At 35.4% G+C, this 20,457-nt stretch carries 18 protein-coding genes; 14 read left to right on the top strand and 4 right to left on the bottom strand.

Features of this window, described 5'->3' with window-relative positions; genetic code table 11:
* Nucleotides 1–188: 188 nt before the first annotated feature.
* Both D7004_RS03410 and D7004_RS03405 read left to right on the top strand, forming a co-directional pair.
* Nucleotides 189–467 (top strand): DUF6958 family protein, encoded by a 279-nt coding sequence (locus D7004_RS03410; protein WP_123204468.1) that lies wholly within the window; start codon nt 189–191, stop codon nt 465–467.
* Between the two features lie 100 nt (nt 468–567).
* Nucleotides 568–1,236, top strand: coding sequence for a DUF4142 domain-containing protein (locus tag D7004_RS03405; protein ID WP_123204467.1), 669 nt, complete (start codon nt 568–570; stop codon nt 1,234–1,236).
* A gap of 10 nt (nt 1,237–1,246) precedes the next feature.
* Here the strand turns inward: D7004_RS03405 and D7004_RS03400 are convergent, their stop codons facing one another.
* A complete protein-coding gene (locus D7004_RS03400) occupies nt 1,247–2,344 on the bottom strand; it encodes an adenylate/guanylate cyclase domain-containing protein (RefSeq protein WP_123204466.1) in 1,098 nt (365 codons plus the stop codon).
* 478 nt (nt 2,345–2,822) lie between these two features.
* Between D7004_RS03400 and D7004_RS21345 the strand changes: the two genes are divergently transcribed.
* The 3 genes from D7004_RS21345 (at nt 2,823) to D7004_RS03390 (ending at nt 4,143) form a co-directional block, all read left to right on the top strand.
* Entirely contained in the window at nt 2,823–3,044 is a 222-nt protein-coding gene (locus D7004_RS21345; protein WP_279634719.1) for an alpha/beta fold hydrolase, read from the top strand.
* Nucleotides 3,025–3,639 (top strand): alpha/beta fold hydrolase, encoded by a 615-nt coding sequence (locus D7004_RS03395; RefSeq protein WP_279634718.1) that lies wholly within the window; start codon nt 3,025–3,027, stop codon nt 3,637–3,639. Before D7004_RS21345 ends, D7004_RS03395 begins: the two co-directional genes overlap by 20 nt.
* A 231-nt stretch (nt 3,640–3,870) precedes the next feature.
* Nucleotides 3,871–4,143 carry a UBP-type zinc finger domain-containing protein gene (locus D7004_RS03390; protein ID WP_123204465.1) on the top strand — a complete coding sequence of 91 codons (273 nt, stop codon included), beginning with the start codon at nt 3,871–3,873 and terminating at the stop codon, nt 4,141–4,143.
* 33 nt (nt 4,144–4,176) lie between these two features.
* Here the strand turns inward: D7004_RS03390 and D7004_RS03385 are convergent, their stop codons facing one another.
* Nucleotides 4,177–4,698, bottom strand: a complete 522-nt coding sequence (locus D7004_RS03385) for a GNAT family N-acetyltransferase (RefSeq protein ID WP_123204464.1) — start codon at nt 4,696–4,698, stop codon at nt 4,177–4,179.
* 117 nt (nt 4,699–4,815) lie between these two features.
* Between D7004_RS03385 and D7004_RS03380 the strand changes: the two genes are divergently transcribed.
* Nucleotides 4,816–5,646 carry a transporter gene (locus tag D7004_RS03380; RefSeq protein WP_123204583.1) on the top strand — a complete coding sequence of 277 codons (831 nt, stop codon included), beginning with the start codon at nt 4,816–4,818 and terminating at the stop codon, nt 5,644–5,646.
* 241 nt (nt 5,647–5,887) lie between these two features.
* Here the strand turns inward: D7004_RS03380 and D7004_RS03375 are convergent, their stop codons facing one another.
* Nucleotides 5,888–6,997: an SGNH/GDSL hydrolase family protein gene (locus tag D7004_RS03375; protein ID WP_123204463.1), complete on the bottom strand. Its 1,110-nt coding sequence runs from the start codon at nt 6,995–6,997 to the stop codon at nt 5,888–5,890.
* A 478-nt stretch (nt 6,998–7,475) separates the two neighbouring features.
* Here D7004_RS03375 and D7004_RS03370 point away from each other — a divergent pair, with 478 nt between their 5' ends.
* From D7004_RS03370 to D7004_RS03340, 7 genes are all read left to right on the top strand, one after another.
* Nucleotides 7,476–10,637, top strand: coding sequence for a SusC/RagA family TonB-linked outer membrane protein (locus D7004_RS03370; RefSeq protein ID WP_123204462.1), 3,162 nt, complete (start codon nt 7,476–7,478; stop codon nt 10,635–10,637).
* Nucleotides 10,638–10,647: 10 nt separating this feature from the next.
* Nucleotides 10,648–12,300: a RagB/SusD family nutrient uptake outer membrane protein gene (locus D7004_RS03365; protein WP_123204582.1), complete on the top strand. Its 1,653-nt coding sequence runs from the start codon at nt 10,648–10,650 to the stop codon at nt 12,298–12,300.
* 7 nt (nt 12,301–12,307) lie between these two features.
* Nucleotides 12,308–13,447 (top strand): IPT/TIG domain-containing protein, encoded by a 1,140-nt coding sequence (locus tag D7004_RS03360; RefSeq protein WP_167459393.1) that lies wholly within the window; start codon nt 12,308–12,310, stop codon nt 13,445–13,447.
* Nucleotides 13,448–13,594: 147 nt separating this feature from the next.
* A complete protein-coding gene (locus tag D7004_RS03355) occupies nt 13,595–14,131 on the top strand; it encodes a carbohydrate binding domain-containing protein (protein WP_123204460.1) in 537 nt (178 codons plus the stop codon).
* Nucleotides 14,132–14,231: 100 nt separating this feature from the next.
* Entirely contained in the window at nt 14,232–15,389 is a 1,158-nt protein-coding gene (locus D7004_RS03350) for a glycoside hydrolase family 26 protein (RefSeq protein WP_167459392.1), read from the top strand.
* Between the two features lie 5 nt (nt 15,390–15,394).
* Nucleotides 15,395–16,369, top strand: a complete 975-nt coding sequence (locus tag D7004_RS03345) for a glycoside hydrolase family 5 protein (RefSeq protein ID WP_123204458.1) — start codon at nt 15,395–15,397, stop codon at nt 16,367–16,369.
* Nucleotides 16,370–16,380: 11 nt separating this feature from the next.
* On the top strand, nt 16,381–17,616 hold the full coding sequence (locus D7004_RS03340) for a glycoside hydrolase family 27 protein (RefSeq protein WP_123204457.1): 1,236 nt from the start codon (nt 16,381–16,383) through the stop codon (nt 17,614–17,616).
* 624 nt (nt 17,617–18,240) lie between these two features.
* Here D7004_RS03340 and D7004_RS03335 read toward each other — a convergent pair.
* Nucleotides 18,241–19,116, bottom strand: a complete 876-nt coding sequence (locus tag D7004_RS03335) for an AraC family transcriptional regulator (protein ID WP_123204456.1) — start codon at nt 19,114–19,116, stop codon at nt 18,241–18,243.
* Nucleotides 19,117–19,334: 218 nt separating this feature from the next.
* On the opposite strand from D7004_RS03335, the gene D7004_RS03330 reads away from it, so the two are divergent.
* Nucleotides 19,335–20,456 (top strand): glycoside hydrolase family 26 protein, encoded by a 1,122-nt coding sequence (locus D7004_RS03330; protein ID WP_123204455.1) that lies wholly within the window; start codon nt 19,335–19,337, stop codon nt 20,454–20,456.
* Nucleotide 20,457: the final 1 nt, after the last annotated feature.

Here is a 20,457-nt window from a genome sequence, read left to right as displayed (position 1 = left end):
TTGTTTAAATTCACATGTTTGATCGAACTATCTTAAAAGTAAAAAAGATTTTTTTTGTTTTAGGTTCGAAAGATTTTTTTTGATAAGCCATAAATGAAAAACCTAAATAGTTTTTATTTAGATAAGTTATTTTTCATTATTACGTCTAATATTTTCTTTTAAATCAGCTTAATTAACAACTTAAGAGCATGAACAATTCGATCATACAAACACTACATCCAAATCCTGAAAAATCCAACAAGAAAATTGATGTAGTTAAATATGAAACCATTAAAAATGCCCTTCTTGAAATTATAGCAGATAAGGAATACACCCACACTGAACTCATGGAGACTTTGTATCAAAAATTAAAAGATAATTTTGAAGGTGGTGTTCACTGGTATGGAGAAACGGTAAAATTAGATTTAGAAGCTAGAAAATTGATTGTGAGAACTGATGGCAAACCTGAAAGATATCGGTTGGTATAACAATTAATACAATATTATATTCGATAACTCTAGGCATGTAAAGATTTTTCAAACTTTATTTCTATTCTTATGGTTTTATCATTAGTTCAAACCATGAATTATGAAAAAAAATCTGAATTTTTTAAAGCTAAGCATTAGCATTTCATTGCTTGTTGCAGTATCTGCTTCGTCACTTAAGGCATATTCCAATCCGATCAAATCGTCTGCTATTCAAGATAGTCTAAGTTCTTCATTGTTTTTACAACAAGCAACAATCCTGACAAATGAAGCTCTTTTAACATCTAAAATTGTTGCGGAAAAGGCAAATAATAGCCAGTTGAAAAGTTTAGGACAACAAATGGTAGATAAAAATATTCAGGTGATGGATGAACTACGTAAACTGGGTAAGGCTAAAAATGTTAATGCCGTTAATACTAGTCCTCAAAGCGGACTAAGACCAGATGGGCGTATAGATTCGGCGCCAATAAATCTGCAAGATACTTCGAGGCTTAATAATGCAACAGGTGAGGCTGTAGGTTCAGCTAAAACGGCTAATTCAACAACTACTAGTGATGTTGATGTAGCTAAAGAAGTTGTTATGCTTAAGGATTTAAATGGTTCAGCCTTTGATAAGGCATATCAAACAATTGCCGTAAATAATCAGACCAAATTAATAGCAGTATTACAAAAGGGTACCATGTCAGCCGATAGTGAGATTAAAAAATTTGCTAAAAAAGCGTTAACACTTACGAAATCAAATTTAAAAAAGTTAGAAAAAATGAGTTTGTAATAGCAATATTCTAAACTTTAGTTTTAGCAATTGTAAATATTTCCATCGAAGTATTGCGACCTTTAAGTAAATGCTCGCCTATCGAGGTTAAGTTGAATAAATGAGATATTTCAAGTTCCTGAATAAGATTTTTTGAGATCAAAATATCTACATTAAACTGGTTGCAGAGCGCTTGTATCCTTGCCGAAACATTTAGAACATCTCCAGAAAAAATAATCTCTTTCTTTAACGAGCCAATTTCTCCAGCTGTAACTTTCCCTACATGTAAGCCAGCTTTAAAATCGGGCACAACTCCAAAAGTATCGCTATATCTTTTTGATTGTAATGCCATTAACGCCTTCATTGCGAAAAAACATTCGATGCAATTGTTGTTTCTTATTCCATCTTTAAGTTTCCAACTTACAATCATCTCATCACCAGCGTACTGATAAATTATTCCACCATAATCAATCACCGCATTCGAGAGGTCGAAGAAGTATTCCTTAAGCATTTCAAAGTATTTTAAATGGCCAAGGTTTTGTGCTATTGTTGTTGATGATTTCATATCTAAAAACATAAATATCCGCTCTTCTTCTATTGGATGATGGTATTTTCCTAGAAAAAAATTGCTTAATGTTCCTGGACCGATACTGTCGTTAAACTCCGCATAGAATTGAGTGATTATGATTATTGAAGCTACATAGAGTAAAATACCAATTAGTGAGTAATTGGTAAAAAATGTCCAAACCGGAGCAAATAAATTTATTGTTAGGTTATTTTTTTGAATCAGTGCAGCATTTATAAGTAAGGCTATAGTGAGGAAAATCATCACAATTGCCAGATAAATTATGGATTTAAGGACAATCTTTCTTGTAAAGCTTTTTCTAATAAACCATCTGCTAAAAAAACGAATTTCCAATGTCCCTGTAATCAAACCCATTATCAATCCTGATATGGATAGCGTTAAAATATTTCTTAAAAAATTATATTCAATGCCGGTTGAAGGATAATAATCTAAATTCCCAAGAATGCCAACCTCTAATGCTGCATAAATCAAGCTAAAAATAAACCATAGTACCCCAAAAGGAACTACTCGATTAATATTTCTTCGGGTTTTAGGGGAGAGCATAAATCAATAGGTTTATCAATAATAGTATTTATTATAGAAATACCAATGCGAAGTCTAAGGGCAAATTCCCAAATCACTATAAATAATAATTTCTTAACATCATTATAACTGAATACCTGCAATTATATGATAGGTTTGATGGTATCGAACGAGTAATGGCTGGTTAATTGGTTTGTAATTTAGACAATCCATCAACTCGTCGCTAAAAATATAAAACCTGTAGTTATATTTGATTAACTTACTAAAGTAATAATCGATGCATGGCCTAATAATCGATAATCATATCGACAGTACAGCTTTTTCCTTGGCTGTGCAAACTGAAAATCTTACCATTGCAGGTAATTTTATAATATTTAGGCTTCATAATATTTTAACTGATGATTAATAAGGCCTTCAATTCTGCAAAAGAGTTAAAATTTGGAATCCATATTTACAGGCAATAAACACAACCGATTTACAAACCCTTAAACCCTATAAAATGAGTACGCTAAAATTAAAAGACGGAACAGAAATTTTTTACAAAGATCTAGGATCTGGGCAGCCGATTATGTTTCACCATGGATGGCCATTATCAGCTGATGATTGGGATGCACAAATGATATTTTTCCTGCAAAAAGGTTACCGCGTAATTGCGCATGATAGGAGGGGGCATGGTAGATCAAGTCAAACAACATCAGGAAATGGAAACCTATGCAGCTGACGTAGCCGAGCTAACTGAATTTTTAGGTCTTAAAGATGCAATACACATTGGGCATTCTACCGGTGGTGGTGAAGTTATCCGTTATGTAAATAAGTATGGTGAAGATAGGGTTTCGAAAGCAGTATTAATAAGCGCTGTACCACCAGTTATGGTACAAAGCGAAGCAAATCCTGATGGTGTTCCAATCTCAGTTTTTGATAATATCAGAGATCAGACACTTAATAACAGACAACAGTTTTATATCGATTTAACAATTCCATTTTATGGATACAATAGAGCAGGTGCTGAAATAAAAGAAGGAATACAAAGAAATTGGTGGAGACAAGGTATGATGGGTAGTAATGTTGCTCATTATGAATGCATAAAAGCATTTTCGGAAACCGATTTTACGGAAGATTTAAAAGCAGTTGATATTCCTGTGTTGGTGTTACATGGAGAGGATGATCAAATCGTTCCTTACCAAAATGCAGGCGTGAAATCGGCTAAGCTATTAAAAAATGGTAAGCTAATTACCTATCCCGGATTTCCTCATGGAATGCCAACAACGGAAGCTGCAACCATTAACAAAGACCTTTTAGCTTTTATTGAATCTTAATCTGTAGCGGGTAAATATTTTATTGCGTAGAAATATTAACAGACATATTGATTAGTATAATGGGTATAAAAAATTTAAATCTTTTATACCCATTATTTATAATTTTTAATTTCACTAGCCAGGGGCTTTATCTATGAACCGTTTGAAATTATATGGTAAACCAAATTCCCAAGAAATTTATCCGATAAGGATTTTTAGCTCGGTTCATCAATATTTATCTAAATTATAACTATGGAAAATTTAGAAATATGTAGCCATATTCTGGCTATAAAAGATTTGAAAACCGCAAAAGAATTTGTGTGTGAAGAATGTGTTAAGCAAGGAACAGAATGGGTGCATTTACGTACATGCCAATCTTGCGGAATAACTTTGTGCTGTGATTCGTCACCAGAACAACATATGTCTCACCATTGCAAAGCACAGGATCATGCAGTGGTAATTTCCTCTGAACCAGGCGAAAGATGGCTTTATTGTTATCTGGACGATGAAATGGTGGAGTATTAGAAGTTGATTGTATTTAATATCAACTGTTTCCTACTACCCCAAAATCTTGCGCATCATAATATCAGTTTGCATATCATCTCCCATTTTAAAAACATGTTTATCAAAAGCTAGAAATCCGTTTTTTTCATAGAATTTAATTGCTCTTGGATTTTCTTCCCATACGCCCAGCCAAATCGATTTTAAATCTTTTTGATGTGCTACTTCCAAAGCTTTATCATACAGCAATTGACCAATTTTTTTTCCATGATAACTCGCTTTAACATAAATCCGTTCAATTTCTAAAGCAAAGGGATCCTGAAGCTCCGTCTGGGCTTCTCCAGTATTAACTTTTAAATAACCGATTGGAACATTCTTATCCCATGCTATAAAAAACATCGATTCTTTATTTGAAAGTTCGTTTATCATTTTCTCATCACTAAAGCTTTTTGACAGATACATTTCCATGTTCTCTTCAGTGTTACTCGATGCAAATGTTTCAGAAAAGGTTTCCTTACCGATTAACTGTAGAGATTTATAATCCTCAACAGATGCAGGAGTGATATTATAAGCTTCCATATATTTTGACTAGTCTTAAAATTTAAAATTAGAAAGAATATTTGTCATAAATTAATTCTTTAAGGGAATGAAAACTTTGAGTAGTTTTTTCTTGTTATGAGTTCAAGAAATAAACAAATGAAGAATATATCTATAATATGCATTTTGCTTTTATTTAGTAAATCGCTCTTGGCTCAAGAGAATAAAAGCAAACCTTATAATCTCTTCCATCCTGTTCCAAAAGCTGCTCTCCGGGAAATGGAAACAGACAGACCAGGTATTACAGAATCTCCAATAACGGTTGATGCTGGTCATTTTCAATATGAAAGTGATTTGTTTAGATTAGAGAGACAGCAGAGCGATGAAGCTTTAACCAATACTTTTCTTTTTAATCAGTCAAACCTGAAACTAGGACTTACAAATTCTACAGCTCTTCAAGTTGTGGTTCAAAGTTATATCTACCAAACAGAAAAGTCAGGTGGTGGAACAATAGAACGTGCTCAAGGATTTGGCGATATCACCTTGCGCATCAAGCAAAACCTTTTAGGAAATGATAATGGGAATTTTGCAATCGCAGTATTGCCTTACATAAAATTTCCGACCTCGAAAGTGGAAAAAGAGAACCGATATGAGGGAGGTCTTATCATACCAATGGCTTTAAAGCTGCCTAATGAATGGAAGCTTGGCATCCAGATGGAGGTTGACAGATTGCAGAATACTGAGGATGCCGGACTACATACAGAACTTCTTCAGTCCCTTTCCATCGAACATGACCTAGTAAAGCACCTTAGCGGCAGTGCTGAAACCTATTATAGTTATGACCTTGCACATCACCACTGGAATAATTTTTTAAATGCAGCACTACAACTTGAACTTGCAAAAAAGGTTAAGGTTGATGGAGGCTTAAATTATGGAATTCAGCATGATGCCATGAAAAGTTATTTTTTAGGTTTGTCATTTAGACTTTAGAAAATACAACTGTAAACCTTTGCTCGATTCTTAAACTTAATATTTTGCTGTTTTATCACCGTATGGCTTGTATGACAACTGTTGCTGAATTTATTTCAGCATCTTTCTTGCAAAAAAAAGACCCGCAAATAATTTCAGGGTGACTTTAACTAAAAAAAGCAGCTTATTAGTAGTGTGACGGAAAATTAATAATCAAACTCATGTTATAAGTAATACCAGAGATAATTTATTATAAGATCAATCATTTGTTTTTGATCATTTTGCTAAAAAATGGATAAAGTTGTTTTGCAAGGATAAGATGATCAGCTACATCCGGGTGACCACTACAACCATGTGGTTGCATTTCTGGAAAGAAAAACACACTAACTTTCTTATCATTAGCATACATGGAATCCACTTTTGCTTTTATGGTAAGCAGCGATTTTTCTAATAGATTTTTTTGAGCGCCATGTATCATGGGGCTGCTTAAAAGAGCAATTTTAGCTTTTGGATATTTAGATTTTATCAGCTTAATAAATTTCACATATTCGTTGATAAAAACATCAGGCTCAAAAGGTTTTCTTTCGGTTTTGCCATCACCGTTGCTCATATCATTTGTGCCTAAAGCTATACTAACAATCTCCGGGTCATATTGCTTAAAATCCCATTTATCTACTGTATTATTCTGGAAATCTTCACGCTCATAGACCTGAGGCATTGAGGGTCCGTCCATATTCCAGGTTCTGTAAATACCTATTCCGCTAACACTACTTAATATGTAATTAGCCTTTATTTGTCTCGCAACTCTTGGGCCATAAGCCATGTAAGCATTGTGCTGGTCGTGATACGATCCGGTGCCACAAGGGAAATCTGAAGCATCTGAAGCTGCACCACAGGTTATACTATTTCCAATAAATTCAATTAAGGGCGCTTTAGGAACTTCGATGGCTGCGATTTTATTAGCCACAATGCTTTGAATTAATATTGGTCCGGTGTGGGCTTCTGTTGCTTTATAAATCCACACAGTGTGTTCGCCTTTACCATTTGCTTCTATTAAAATTGGTTTTTGATTGTTTCCATCAACACGAATGCGTGTTTGATATTTCCCATCTATTTCATATTGTAAATAGTTGTGTTCGTTTTTGTTGTTTAAAGTGGCTAAAATTTTAAAACTTTCTCCATTAAATTTAAAACCAAAGTGTACTGCCGAACTTATGAGTTCTAATTTTTTTTCTTTGTTCAGCACACTTCTTCCAAATGGTTTTAGCATTGTAGCCAAAAGAGTATCTGGAGTTTGCTGTAGGTTACTGGCGTATAATTTACCAGCAAAAGAGCTTGAAATAAGTAGCAGGAAAAGGAATTTGAATTTCATTTGGCTATTGTTATTATGCAATAATATGCAAAATCAGATGGCTTAATTTAATATTGATAAGAAACTATTACCATAAGCTTAAAAAGTATGTTCTACTCATTTTGAGTGATCAGGAAATATCCAGAATTGAGACAAGGTATCGGAATTAAAACATCGCCAAACTTCAGATAAATCGGCTCAACACCGCAAGTTGTGATCTGCTTTCAGAGAATCATCGAAATTTACCCAAATGCACAATTATGTAACGAATTTATTATACAAGCAAAAAATATGGTAATAATTATATTAATTTTTGGCAAAAAAGTATAAGGTTAAAAATATATGCAACTGCGATATTATATTGATAATGATAGTTTTAATAGCACAAGGGTAATACAAGAGTTCTTTTTGGATTAACTTAGGGTAAAATAATATTATAAATATCCTTTAAATCGACGTTAAATTTGAGTTAGTAAATAAATAACTAAATATAAACATTATGAGTAAAAAATTACGAACAGCTATTCTGTTTGTAGTATTCCTGGCGTCGCTGTTTCCGGCTATGGCGCAGAATACAACAAATAGGCAAATAACAGGAACTGTTTCAGATGAAAAGGGTACTACACTACCCGGCGCAAGTGTGCTAATCAAAAATTCTCAAACAGCTGTTTCCACAAATTCAGATGGTAAATACGTTATTAATGTTCCGGCAGGTTCGGCAACTACATTGGTATTTTCGTTTATCGGTTTATCTAAACAAGAAGTTTTAGTTGGCGATAGAAGCGTTATCAACGTTGTACTAAAATCTGCCGCAACTGATTTATCAGATGTAGTGGTAATTGGATATGGTAACCAAAAAAGGGGCGATGTTAACGGTGCTATTTCATCCGTTAAAGCCTCTGATATTGCAAACGTTCCGCAGGTAAGTATCGACCAAATGCTGCAAGGTAAAGCTTCTGGACTTACCATTACACAAAATTCTGGTGCACCAGGAAGTTCAACATCGGTACGGGTTAGAGGTGTAACATCGTTAAGTCTTTCTAACGAGCCTTTATATGTAGTAGATGGTGTTCCTATTTCTGGAGATGCTACCAACCAATCAACCAGCGGCAGAACAGTTGGTTTATCGGCTAATAATGGCGAATCTGCGGTAAGTCCGCTGTCATTAATTAATCCAAGCGATATTGAATCTATTGATGTATTGAAAGATGCATCGGCAACTGCTATTTATGGTAGTCGTGCATCAAATGGGGTAATTATCATCACAACAAAACGCGGTAAAAATGGTTCAGCAAGAGTAACTTATGATGGATACGGCGCCGTTTCGCAGCAAGGCAGATTTCTTGATGTAATGAATCTTCAGCAGTATGCCGTATTAGAAAATGCTTTGGCAGATGTTACAGGCGTTCAAAGAAGGGGTGAGTTTGCCGATCCAACATTGTTGGGTGAAGGTACCAACTGGCAAGATGAGGTTTTTAGAAATGCAGTAATGCAAAACCATCAATTGGGAATTTCTGGTGGTAAAGATGGGTTGGATTATTACATTTCTGGCGGTTACCTAAAACAAGATGGTACCATTTTAGGTAGCGATTACAAACGATATACTTTTAGAACAAATACTAACAGTCAGGTTAAGCCATGGTTAAAAGTGGGTCTGTCATTATCTGGTAGTCGCTCAAATGAAAATCAAGGTTTATCAAATAATACTGGTATCGTTTACAATGCCTTATTAAGTGCGCCAGACCAGGCTGTTAGAAACCCCGATGGATCATTTGCCGGACCAATTCCAAATTCAAATCAACAAGGTGGACAGATTAACCCGGTAGCCCAATCTTTGGAAATTACAAACGTATTAAACAGAAGTAATTTAAATGGTGCACTTTATGGCGAGATCAAATTTTCAAAAGATTTGACCTTAAGATCAGAAGTGAATGGTGATTTTAATTATTCTGCAGCAAGAGTATTTGTTCCTACTTATCAGTACGGAATTTATGGTAATGCAACGGCTAGATTACAGGAATACAATTCAAACACTACATTTTGGGGCTGGAAAGAATATTTAACCTACGCACACACATTTAGTGAAAAACATAATTTAACAGCATTATTGGGTTATGAGGTTAATGAATCGAGCTGGGGCGGAACAGATGCTTCGGTTCAGAACTTTTTAAGTAATGATTTGCAAACCCTTGGCTTGGGCGACCTTAAAACTGCCGTAATTGGCGAATACAAAGATAGCCAATCTTTAGAATCGTTTTTTGCGAGGGGAATCTATACCTATAACAATAAATATAGTATAACAGCAACCATCCGTTCAGATAAGTCATCAAAATTTGTTGAAGGAAAGCAAACGGGTTATTTTCCGGCATTTGCAGTTTCATGGCGTTTATCTGATGAATCTTTCATGTCAGGCATAAAAGATGTTGCAGATAATATCAAGTTAAGGGTAGGTTATGGTGAAGTTGGTAATCAGAATCTTCCAAATTATCAGTACGGCTCGGCTTTAACACCCGTTGTTACAGGTTTGGGTACCGGCTTTGCGGTTGATAAAGTTGCCAATCCAAATTTAACATGGGAAAGCGCTGTGCAAACCAATGCAGGTATTGATTTTAGTCTTTTTAAAGGAAGAATAGATGCTTCATTTGATTATTTTAATAAAACATCAAAAGATTTTCTTTTCCAAAAACCACTCCCAGCTTATTTGGTTGGACAAGCGGCAGCTTATTCGAGTACGGGTGTAATTAGTCCGCCTTACATTAACGGTGGTAAAGTAAGCAACAAAGGGTTTGATTTTACCATAAACAGCAAAAACTTAACGGGTAACTTTAAATGGAATACAACTGTAATTTTCTCTAAATACAATAATAAGGTACTTTCTTTAGCGGATGGCGTTCCATTTATCGATGGAAAAATAAATGTAAGCTTCCTTCAGATGACGGTTACCAGAACTCAGGTTGGTGGCTCAATAGGTGAATTTTATGGTTATAAAGTAAAAGATATTTTCCGTACAGATGCACAGCTAAGAAATGCTCCTGTTCAATTTGGGCGACCAATAATCAATAATAATGCAGGCACATGGTTGGGCGATATCCAATTTGAAGACGTAAATGGCGATGGTAAAATTGATGAATCCGATCAAACATCATTAGGAAATCCAAACCCTAAATTTACTTATGGCATTACCAATAATTTCTCTTACAAATCTTTCGATTTATCTATCTTTTTAAATGGTTCATATGGTGCTAAAGTTCTAAATGCGCTAAACTATCAACTAAAAGGATTATCAGGATTATATCAAAACCAATTGGCTTCTGCTATTGATTTCTGGAGTCCAACCAATACAGGTTCTAATATTCCTGCACCTCGTAGTGGAGATAACCCAAACCTTAAAAACTCTGATCGTTTTATAGAATCAGGATCTTTTCTGCGTGTTCAGAACGTAAACTTGGCCTATAATCTTCAATCAGAATTTATCCGTAAGATAAAACTGAATAGATTAAAAGTTTTTGCCAGCGTGCAAAACCTATACGTATTTACTAAATATAAAGGTCTTGATCCAGAGGTTGGAAACCAAAACTACAACGTGTTTTTAACAAATGTAGATAGCGGAAGATACCCAACACCACGAACTTACACTTTTGGTATTAATGCAGAATTTTAATAAAAGAAATATGAAAACATATATAAAATATTCATTTGCAATTGCTGTTCTTTTAATGAGTACAGTAACCAGTTGTAAAAAAGAATTTTTCGATCGCCCACCTCAAAGCTCAATTACGCTTGATAATTTCTATCAAACGGCAGATCAGGTAAAATCAAGCACCAATGTGCTTTACAGTGCCCCTTGGTTTGGATGGGTAGCAAAAGGAGGATGGGCCATTACAGAAATGGCTAGCGGAAACGGTCGATCATATTCATCAGATGTAGTAAATTTTGGAAATTTCTCTGTAACTGATGGAAACACCGAACTTGCAAATGCTTACAATTCATTATGGATTGTTGTGGCACAATCCAATGCCATATTAAATAATTTACCTGCAAAAGTTCCTGCAACGATAGATGCAAAAGTTGTTAATAATGCTTTAGGTGAAGCGCATTTGTTTAGAGCTTTGGCTTATTTTCATTTGGTTAGGTTGTTTGGAAATGTGCCTATCATCGAAAATACGTTAGATTATGTGGAAAATTTTCAGGTTAATACCAATCCGGTAACTGATGTTTACAAATTTATTCTTAATGATTTAAAATTTGCCGAAGCCAACCTAACGCCTCAAATAAGAAGTGGAAATTCTATTGCACAGGGTCGTGTTTCTAGTGGTTCTGCAACGGCGTTAATGGCCAAAGTTTATCTAACCATGCAGGATTACAATAATGCCAGAATTTCTGCTCAGAAAGTAATTAGCAGCGGTGAGTTTAAACTTTATGGTAGTGATATTCAGGGTAAAGAATTTAAAGATTTATTTTTAACAGCCAATAATAATAACGAAGAATCTGTAATAGCACTTCAATGGTCTGGAGCAGGCGGTTATGGCAGAGGCAATCCATTGCAAGCATCTTGGGCAGCAAGTACTGTAATTACCGGAACCGGAGATGGTTATGGTGTTTTGGGTGTAACTTTTGATGCCTTATATAGTTTTCAACAAGATGATAAGCGCTTTAAACCAACCATAATGGTTGTTGGATCTAATTATCCTGAGCTAAATCAAGCCACAGGTGGTTATACACAATTGGCCAACCAGGGACAAGGTACAAGCACATTTGTTAAAAAATATGTTGTTGGTACGCCTGCTGATAATGGAGGAGTTGGTTCAGCTCAATCATCAGCAAATAATGTGTATATGATGCGTTATTCGGAAGTTTATTTAATCCTCGCTGAAGCAATAATGGCTGGTGCAAGAACTAGTACAGATGCACAAGCATTAGCAGCAATTAATAAAATCAGAAATCGTGCGGGTTTGGGTAATTTAACAGAAATCAGACGTGGCTATTTCACGCCAAACAATACGCCAGGCAAACCTACTAACGCACCAGCTCAATTATATCGTGATGATATTTTAGAAGAACGCCGCAGAGAATTTATGTTCGAATTTGATTATTGGTTTGATTTATGCCGTTTAGATGGATTTAATGTTTCGAATCATCCAAATGCAATTACCATTATCAATCAGCAAGATAGAGGTTCGGGCGATGCTAGTGTACCATCTAATAGCTATGGAAACGGATATTCTACCATGACAAATGCGAAGTTCCTATTCCCTTTTCCGGCTACAGAAGTTGCATCAAATCCTAAATTACTACAACCACCAGTACCTTATGTTTTTAAATAAAATGAACATGAAAAATATAAACAAACAATCGAAATTTGCACTGCTTTTATTGTTTATGGCAGTAGCAATGGGTTATTCTTCATGCAAGAAAACCGATGAGGGTGCAGGCGGAGCACCTGTAATTACCAAAGTGAGGCTTATTAGTAAATCAGATACGCTATCAAATGTGGTTCACAGAATTACGTTAGATTCTAATTCTATATATGATGAAACCAGACAGGTGAAGTTCGACTCTACTGTTGTGGCCGGAAGATTAAATAATCAATATGCCATTGTTGGAGAAAATCTTTTAACAACACTTTCAGTTTCATTTAATGGGGTGCAGGTTAATTATAATCCTGCTTTATTAACCGATAAAAGTATCATCATTTCTATACCTGCAACAACACCTTATGGTGCAAGTCAGAGCAATAAATTAGTTGTTACCACAAAATTTGGTACTGCAAGTTTCAATTTTCCAATTTTACAACCACCGCCAATAATTACTTCTTTTAGTCCGGTTGCTGCAGGTTCAGGCGAAATTGTAACATTAGTTGGAACCATTTTCGAAGGGGTTACAAAAGTTACTTTCGATTCTATCCCGGCACAAATTGTTGGTACGCCAACCAGTACACAGATACAGGTAAGAGTACCAGCCGGCGTTGTTCAATCGCGTATTTTGGTAACAACTCCAGGTGGTACAACCCGCTCAACAGGCTCTTTTGGTTTTAAAGCTTTGCTTTATGATGATGTTTTTGCAACTGGCTGGGGTTCTTATTTAGGTTATAACAGTACCATAAACTTAGTCAATACGGTAAATGTGAAACGTGGCACCAATGCCATTACAACAACTTTTACAGATGGATATGGTGCGTTACAAATCGGGTATAATGGTTCCACAATTGATGTTGTTCGGTCAGGATTAACGGCAATAAAATTTTCAATTTATGGCGGCGCTGGCATAGTTGCCGGCAGTAGAGTTCAGTTGGTCATTAATGGTAATTATGGTAATCCTGTTGCAATAACACTAACGCCTGGGGTTTATACCGATTACACCATTCAATTGAAAGATTTGGGTAACCCAACCGTTATAACCGAATTTGTATTGCAAAGCTTAGGCAATGCTGTACCAAGTACAATTTATGTTGATGATTTAGGATTCATATAAACAGTAAAGCATCACATATTTTGGAAACGATTTAAATGTAATAAAATAATTATTTGCCAGAGATTGCTTCTATCCTTCCATAACAGAAAATGTTCTGCATTGCGAGGTATGAAGCAGTCTTTAGCTTGGTTTCTAACATATTAGGAAATGAATAAATGCATTTGTTTTGCTGTAATTATCTGGCTTTGTAGTTTACATCAAGTTTTCGCACAAAAAAATTTAATAAGTAATGGCGGCTTTGAGAATGATTTAAGTGGCTGGGAGCCTGGTAATGCAAAGGTTAGTACAGTAGTACGGAAATCTGGCGGAGCAAGTTTGGCATTGGTTTCTTATGTGAAAGGAAAATGGGAAGGGGTTGATCAAAAAGTTAAACTTCCTAAAAATACTAAGGCAATTGCCATTTCGGGCTTTTACAAAATTGATGCGGTAGAGCAAGGTGCAAATGCCTGGAATACAGCAGTAATTATTTTAGAGTTTACCAATGGAGATAAAAAAATAGGAGAAGGAATTCCATTAGTTGAAAAAGCAGGTACTCAGGATTGGACCAACTTTAGTAAAAAGTTAAAGGTACCTGATGAATCAAATGGTTTTAGATTAATGATTGCTTTGAGTGAAACATCGGGAACTTTCTTTGTTGATGATTTGATGGCGAAATTAATTCCTATTGAAGATTTTGAAAAGTAAATCCACAGAAAAAAAATTAAATATGAATTTTAAAAAATTATGCTTCGTAATAACCATCTGCGCTCTTATATTCAGTTCATGTAAAAAAAGCGAAACCGAAATGGTGGAAACTCAAACACCTGGTACGGTTCCTAACCTGCCAGTTAGTTCAACAACAAGCTTAGCCACAATTAAAGCCGGTTTGGTTGATAAAAATGCTACGGATGAAACAGCTGCTTTATTTTACAACATGAAACAAATTGCAAAAAGTAATGTGCTTTTTGGGCATCAAGACGATACCAAAAGAGGTGTTACCAATGCAACAACTCAATGGGCGAACGAGCAACAATTTACAGGTGTTAGTACTTCACAAAGTGATGTTAAGGCTGTAACAGGGGCTTATCCGGCAGTTTATGGGCATGATTTTATTCACATGACTAATTTTTCTACTGGTAATTGGTTTGATTATGAAAAATCGATTGCACGTACCTTAACCATCGAAGCGTACAACCGTGGCGGAATCAATACTTATGCATGGCATTATGCAAACCCGGTTTCAAAAGGAAATTTTTATTGGGCAGATTCACCAGTTACTGCAGTAAATCAGGTGTTACCTGGCGGTACAGCAAATGCAACATTTAAGGCTTCATTAAAAATTGTTGCCGATTATGCTAAATCGCTCATAGGTGCGGATGGAAAATTGGTGCCAATAATTTTTCGCCCTTTTCATGAAATGGATGGAAGTTGGTTCTGGTGGGGAAGCGGACATTGTACAGCTGCGGAATACATTGCAATGTATCAATACACAGTTAAATATCTTCGTGATGATTTAGGCGTTAGAAATTTTCTATTCGCATGGTCGCCAGATAGAAACTTTAATTCTCAATCGCAATATTTAACTTATTATCCTGGAGATGAATATGTAGATTTAGTTGGTACCGACAATTATGAAGACATGAAGGCCAATGTTTCGCCAACCGTTGCGGCATCAAAATTTAAAATTGTTTCTGATTATGCAAAAGCACATAATAAATTGGCTGCGCTTACTGAAACAGGATTACAAAACTTAAATAAAAGCGATTGGTTTACACAACAATTGTTAAAATCGTTAAAAAATCAGAATCTTGAATTTTCTTATGCTTTACTTTGGGCCAATACTAAAGATGCCTATTGGACACCTTATCCCGGTCATCCGGCGGCCAGCGATTTTATGAATTTTAAAAATGATGGCTTCGTGCTTTTTGCCGATAAAATGCCTTCAGTATATCAAATCAAATAGTTTTTATGAGAAAATTTTCGTTTCTATTTATCTGCATTTTGTTTTACAACCTTACTTTTGCCCAAAATGTAAACTGGATTAACCGCAATGGAGCATTAAAAGTTGTTGATGGAAAAATCCTCAACAGCAGAAATGTAGAACCTCAACTTCGTGGTATAAGCTTATCTTGGAGTGTTTGGCAAGGGAAAAAATATTATAACGAAGATGTTGTTAAATGGCTTCGATCTGATTTCAATATTAATTTATTGCGTATTTCTATGGCGGTTCAGCCTGATGGTGGTTACTTACAAAACCCAGTTGAGCAAGAAGAACTCATAACTAATACCATTGATGCTGCAATTAAAAATGGCTTATATGTGCTTATAGATTGGCACGATCATAACGCTCATCAACACTTAGCTCAGTCTAAAGAATTCTTTAGTAAAATGGCTAAAAGATATTCTGGTAAGCCAAATGTTATTTATGAAATATTTAACGAACCCGAAAAGATAGAATGGCAAACAGTTAAAGATTACGCTACCGCGGTTATTCAGGAAATTAGAAAGTACGATTCAAAAAATATTATTGTAGTAGGTAGCCCACATTGGGATCAGGATGTTGATGTGGCTGCGAAAGATCCAATTAAAGGTTTTAACAACATTGCGTACTCATTCCATTTTTACGCTTCAGAACCAAGTCACCAGGATGTGCTAATGCAAAAAGCCGATATGGCAATTGCGCTAAAATTACCACTATTTGTTACCGAATGGGGCGTTGGCGAAGCCAGTGGTGATGGTAAATTTATTGTAGAAAATGCTGATAAATGGTTTGCCTGGATGGAAAGAAATAAACTAAGTTCGGCAAATTGGAATGTAACTGATAAAAACGAAACAACAGCACTTTTAAAACCAGGAGCTTCGGTAGAAGGTAAATGGAATATTGATATGCTCACTCCGGCAGGTGTTTATATTCGAACTCAACTTAAAAAATTAAATAAATAACAACCGATTTTATGAAGCTTAGATTTTTTCTATTGATTACAATGCTTGCAAGTACAGCAGCTTTCGGACAAGGAAATAATTATGTTCAAAACTATAAGAAATACGATGGTTTGGCTTTAACGCCACCAATGGGATGGAACAGCTGGAACAAATTTGCATGTAATGTAGATGAAAAATTAATCAGAGAAACTGCAGATGCCATGTTGAGCTCGGGTATGAAACAAGCAGGTTACACATACATTAATATTGATGATTGCTGGCACGGAGAACGCGATAGTTTGGGTTTTATTCACCCAGATTTAAAAAGATTTCCTTCTGGAATGAAAGCGCTGGCAGATTATATTCATAGTAAAGGTTTAAAATTGGGCTTATATTCTGATGCTGGTTCTCAAACCTGCGGCGGTCGCCCGGGTAGCAGAGGTTTCGAATTTCAAGATGCTTTAACGTATGCAGGTTGGGGAGTTGATTATTTAAAATATGACTGGTGCAATACAGAAGGGTTAAAAGCCGAGGGCGCTTATAAAACAATTACAGCGGCTTTGCGTAAAGCTGGCAGACCAATGGTTTTAAGCATTTGCGAATGGGGTACTGATAAACCCTGGATTTGGGGCCCGGCTGTGGGGCATTTGTGGCGTACCAGCGGCGATATTTTTAACTGTTTCGATTGTATTGAAGACCACGGTACATGGAAATCGTGGGGTGTGATGCAAATTTTAGATAAGCAAGATGGCTTACGCGAATACGCCGGACCAGGACATTGGAACGACCCAGATATGTTAGAGATAGGAAATGGAAAACTGACCGCTGGCGAAGATAGAGCGCATTTTTCAATGTGGGCAATGTTGGCAGCACCATTAATTGCAGGAAATGATTTGCGAAATATGAATCAGGAAACTAAACAAGTATTAACCAATAAGAAAATCATTTCCATCAATCAAGATTCTTTAGGTATTCAAGGCTTTAGATATTCAAAAGCGAATGGTTTTGAAATTTGGTTTAAGCCTTTAAGTAATGGTAAATGGGCAGTTTCATTTCTAAACCGCTCATCAGAAGTGAAGAAACTAGACTTCGACTGGAAAAAAGAAAAAGTGAAGGATGATATTTTTAATAAACAGCTAAATACAAATACAGTAGTATATAAAATTGAAAATGCCTGGACAGGAAAATCTTCGGGTACTACAAAAAACAGTATAAAAGCTGATGTTCCAGCGCATGATGTATTGACTTTAATTTTGGAGGAATCTTAAGCCTCACCCTATCAATGTAAGTAGATTTTGTAATTTCACTGCATCCCTCTCCAGGAGGAGAGGGAAACTAAGGGTTTTGCTTTTAACCCAAATAAAAGTATAAGACAAGTGCAAAAATATAATTCTGGGTTTTAAACCTCACCCTATCAATGTAAGTAGATTTTGTAATGTCACTGCATCCCTCTCTTTCAGGAGAGGGAAACTGAGGGTTTTGCTTTTAACCCAAATGCTAATAAAGTGTGGCTAGGCAGGTTTTCTACTGTCCACAAATCCCTCTCTTTCAGGAAAGGGAAAGCAAAGGCTTTGCCTAAACTACAACCGCTAATAGGGTGAGGTAAAAATCTTCGCCATTCGTCATTCCCACGTAGGTGGGAATCTTAAAGCGCATAAAAAATATAATCCTGGGTTTTAAGCCTCACCCTGTTAATGTAAGTGGATTTGCAATTTCACTGCATCCCTCTCCGGGAGGAGAGGGAAACTAAAAGTTGTGCTTTTAACCTAAATGCTAATGAGTATGGTGCGGTAGGTTTTCTACTGTCCATAAATCCCTCTCTTTCAGGTGAGGAAAAGCAAAAACTGTACTTCAACCAAAACCGCTAATAGGGTAAGGTAAAAAAGGCTCCACTAAATAAAAATCCTCGTACCAGAGAAATTCTCCCTAAACTCTTTAGGTGTACAATGTTTCTTTTTCTTAAACAATCTGTTAAAATTGGAGATATTATTAAACCCACATTTATAAGAAATTTCAGAAACAGAGTGTGTAGTTTCAATCAGCATCCGTGTTGCATGGCCTAAGCGAATTTCATTTAAGCTGTCTATAAATGTATTTCCGGTACGTTTTTTAATAAAGCGACTAAAAGAAACCTCAGTCATACTTACCAGTTTCGATAAATCTTTCAGGGTGATGGGCTTATTAAAATTGGCGTTCATAAACTCGAAAGCCTTATCAATTCTTCTACTGTTATAATTTAAAACCTGGTCGTTATTAAAGGTAGCATCAGATAAAACCCGCATACTTTTCGATGATGATAAATCATGCAGAATACTCATCAATTCTAACACAGAATCAAATCCTTGCAATTGGTTAATATCTAATATGCGTTTGTAAACCATTTCGATAGTTTCTTTTGGAAACAAAATCCCTCTTACAGAACGTTCAAACATCTTGCGGATAAAACTGAGCTGGTTTCTTCTCAACATTTTATCATCAAATAAATCTTTATGCCATTGAATCGTAACCTCTGTAATTTCTTCGCTTGTACAATTGTGGGTTGTCCAAACGTGAGATAAATTTGGACCAACCAACACCAATTCCATATCTCCAATTTCTTCGACATTGTCGCCCACAATTCTTTTTGCACCAGGTGCATTCAAAATTAAGTTCAATTCATATTCTTCATGGAAATGAAGGGGAAAATCAAAATCTTTTTTAACCCTCGAGAAAATGGTAAAACAATCGTTTTGTGTAAGTGGAGTTATCTCCTTAATGATGTTATTCATAATTTTTACGTTCAAAAAAAATATCTTTAAGATAAAAGAACATTGATGCAAGATAATTAAAATATATATGTTTAAGAATAGCTTAGCTCTCTAATTGTATCGTTAAATATGTTAATAATATACTAATTGGTTAAAATAGTATTATTCTTAATCTAAATGATGAAGTATTTTAGATGCTAATTAAATGTGCCGCAATACCTAGCCAGATATAGTAGAAAATGATAAAAAAAGTATTTCCATTTTGCATATTGTTATGCCTGCCTTTCGTTTCTGTGTTTGGTCAATTAATAGATACAAAAGCCACTTTACAAACCAAAAATTTGTATAAAAACTTGAATAAATTATCTGGTAAGGAAGTGCTATTTGGGCATCAGGATGCACTAGCTTATGGTGTAGGTTGGAAATACCAAAATGGCCGGAGCGATATCAAAGATTTAACGGGAGAATATCCTGCAGTTTTTGGTTGGGATGTATCAGGTTTAGAAAACAGTAAAAAGCAAAATATTGATGGTGTTCCGTTTGCCAAAATGCAGCAATACATAAAAAAGGCCTACGATTTAGGGACGATAAATACCTTAAGCTGGCACATGGATAATCCAGCAAATGGCAAAACTTCTTGGGATACAAGTTCAGTTGCTGTTAAATCCATTTTACCAAACGGCTCTAAACATTTGTTGTATAAAAGCTGGTTAGATAAGTTTGCTGTATTTGTGAAAACGTTGAAAGGAACTGATGGCAAATCTATTCCAATTTTATTCAGGCCGTTTCATGAAAATGGCGGAGGTTGGTTTTGGTGGGGTACAAAATCTTGTGCTCCTAAAGAATACATTGCCCTTTGGCGATTTACGGTTAACTATTTAAGAGATAAAAAGCAGCTTCACAACCTCATTTATGTTTTTAATCCATGCGATTTTAAATCAGAAAAGGAATATTTAGAACGTTATCCGGGTAATGAATTTGTTGATGTTTTGAGTTTTGATAGTTACCAATACGGAGGAATAGAAAAAGGAGAATCATTTAAATTGGATTTAATTGAAAAGTTAACCATCCAGAATAAAATAGCTAAAGAGCATAAAAAATTAAGTGCAATCGCCGAAACCGGCTTAGTAGAAATTCCTGATCCGAACTGGTGGACCAATGTTTTTGCAAAGGTAATTGAAGCAAATAAACCATCATATGTTTTGTTTTGGCGCAATGCAGGTTATCGCGAAAAGGAAAAAGATAATCATTATTATGCTCCATATCCTGGGCAAACCTCGGCAGCAGACTTTTTAAAACTGATAGAATGTAAGAAAATCCTACTTCAAAAGGGACTAAAAAAATACGCCATATACAATTAAT

The organism is Pedobacter jejuensis (assembly GCF_003725795.1).
In the GTDB taxonomy this organism is placed as follows: Bacteria; Bacteroidota; Bacteroidia; order Sphingobacteriales; family Sphingobacteriaceae; genus Pedobacter; species Pedobacter jejuensis.
This window is presented reverse-complemented; position numbering and strand designations above follow the sequence as displayed.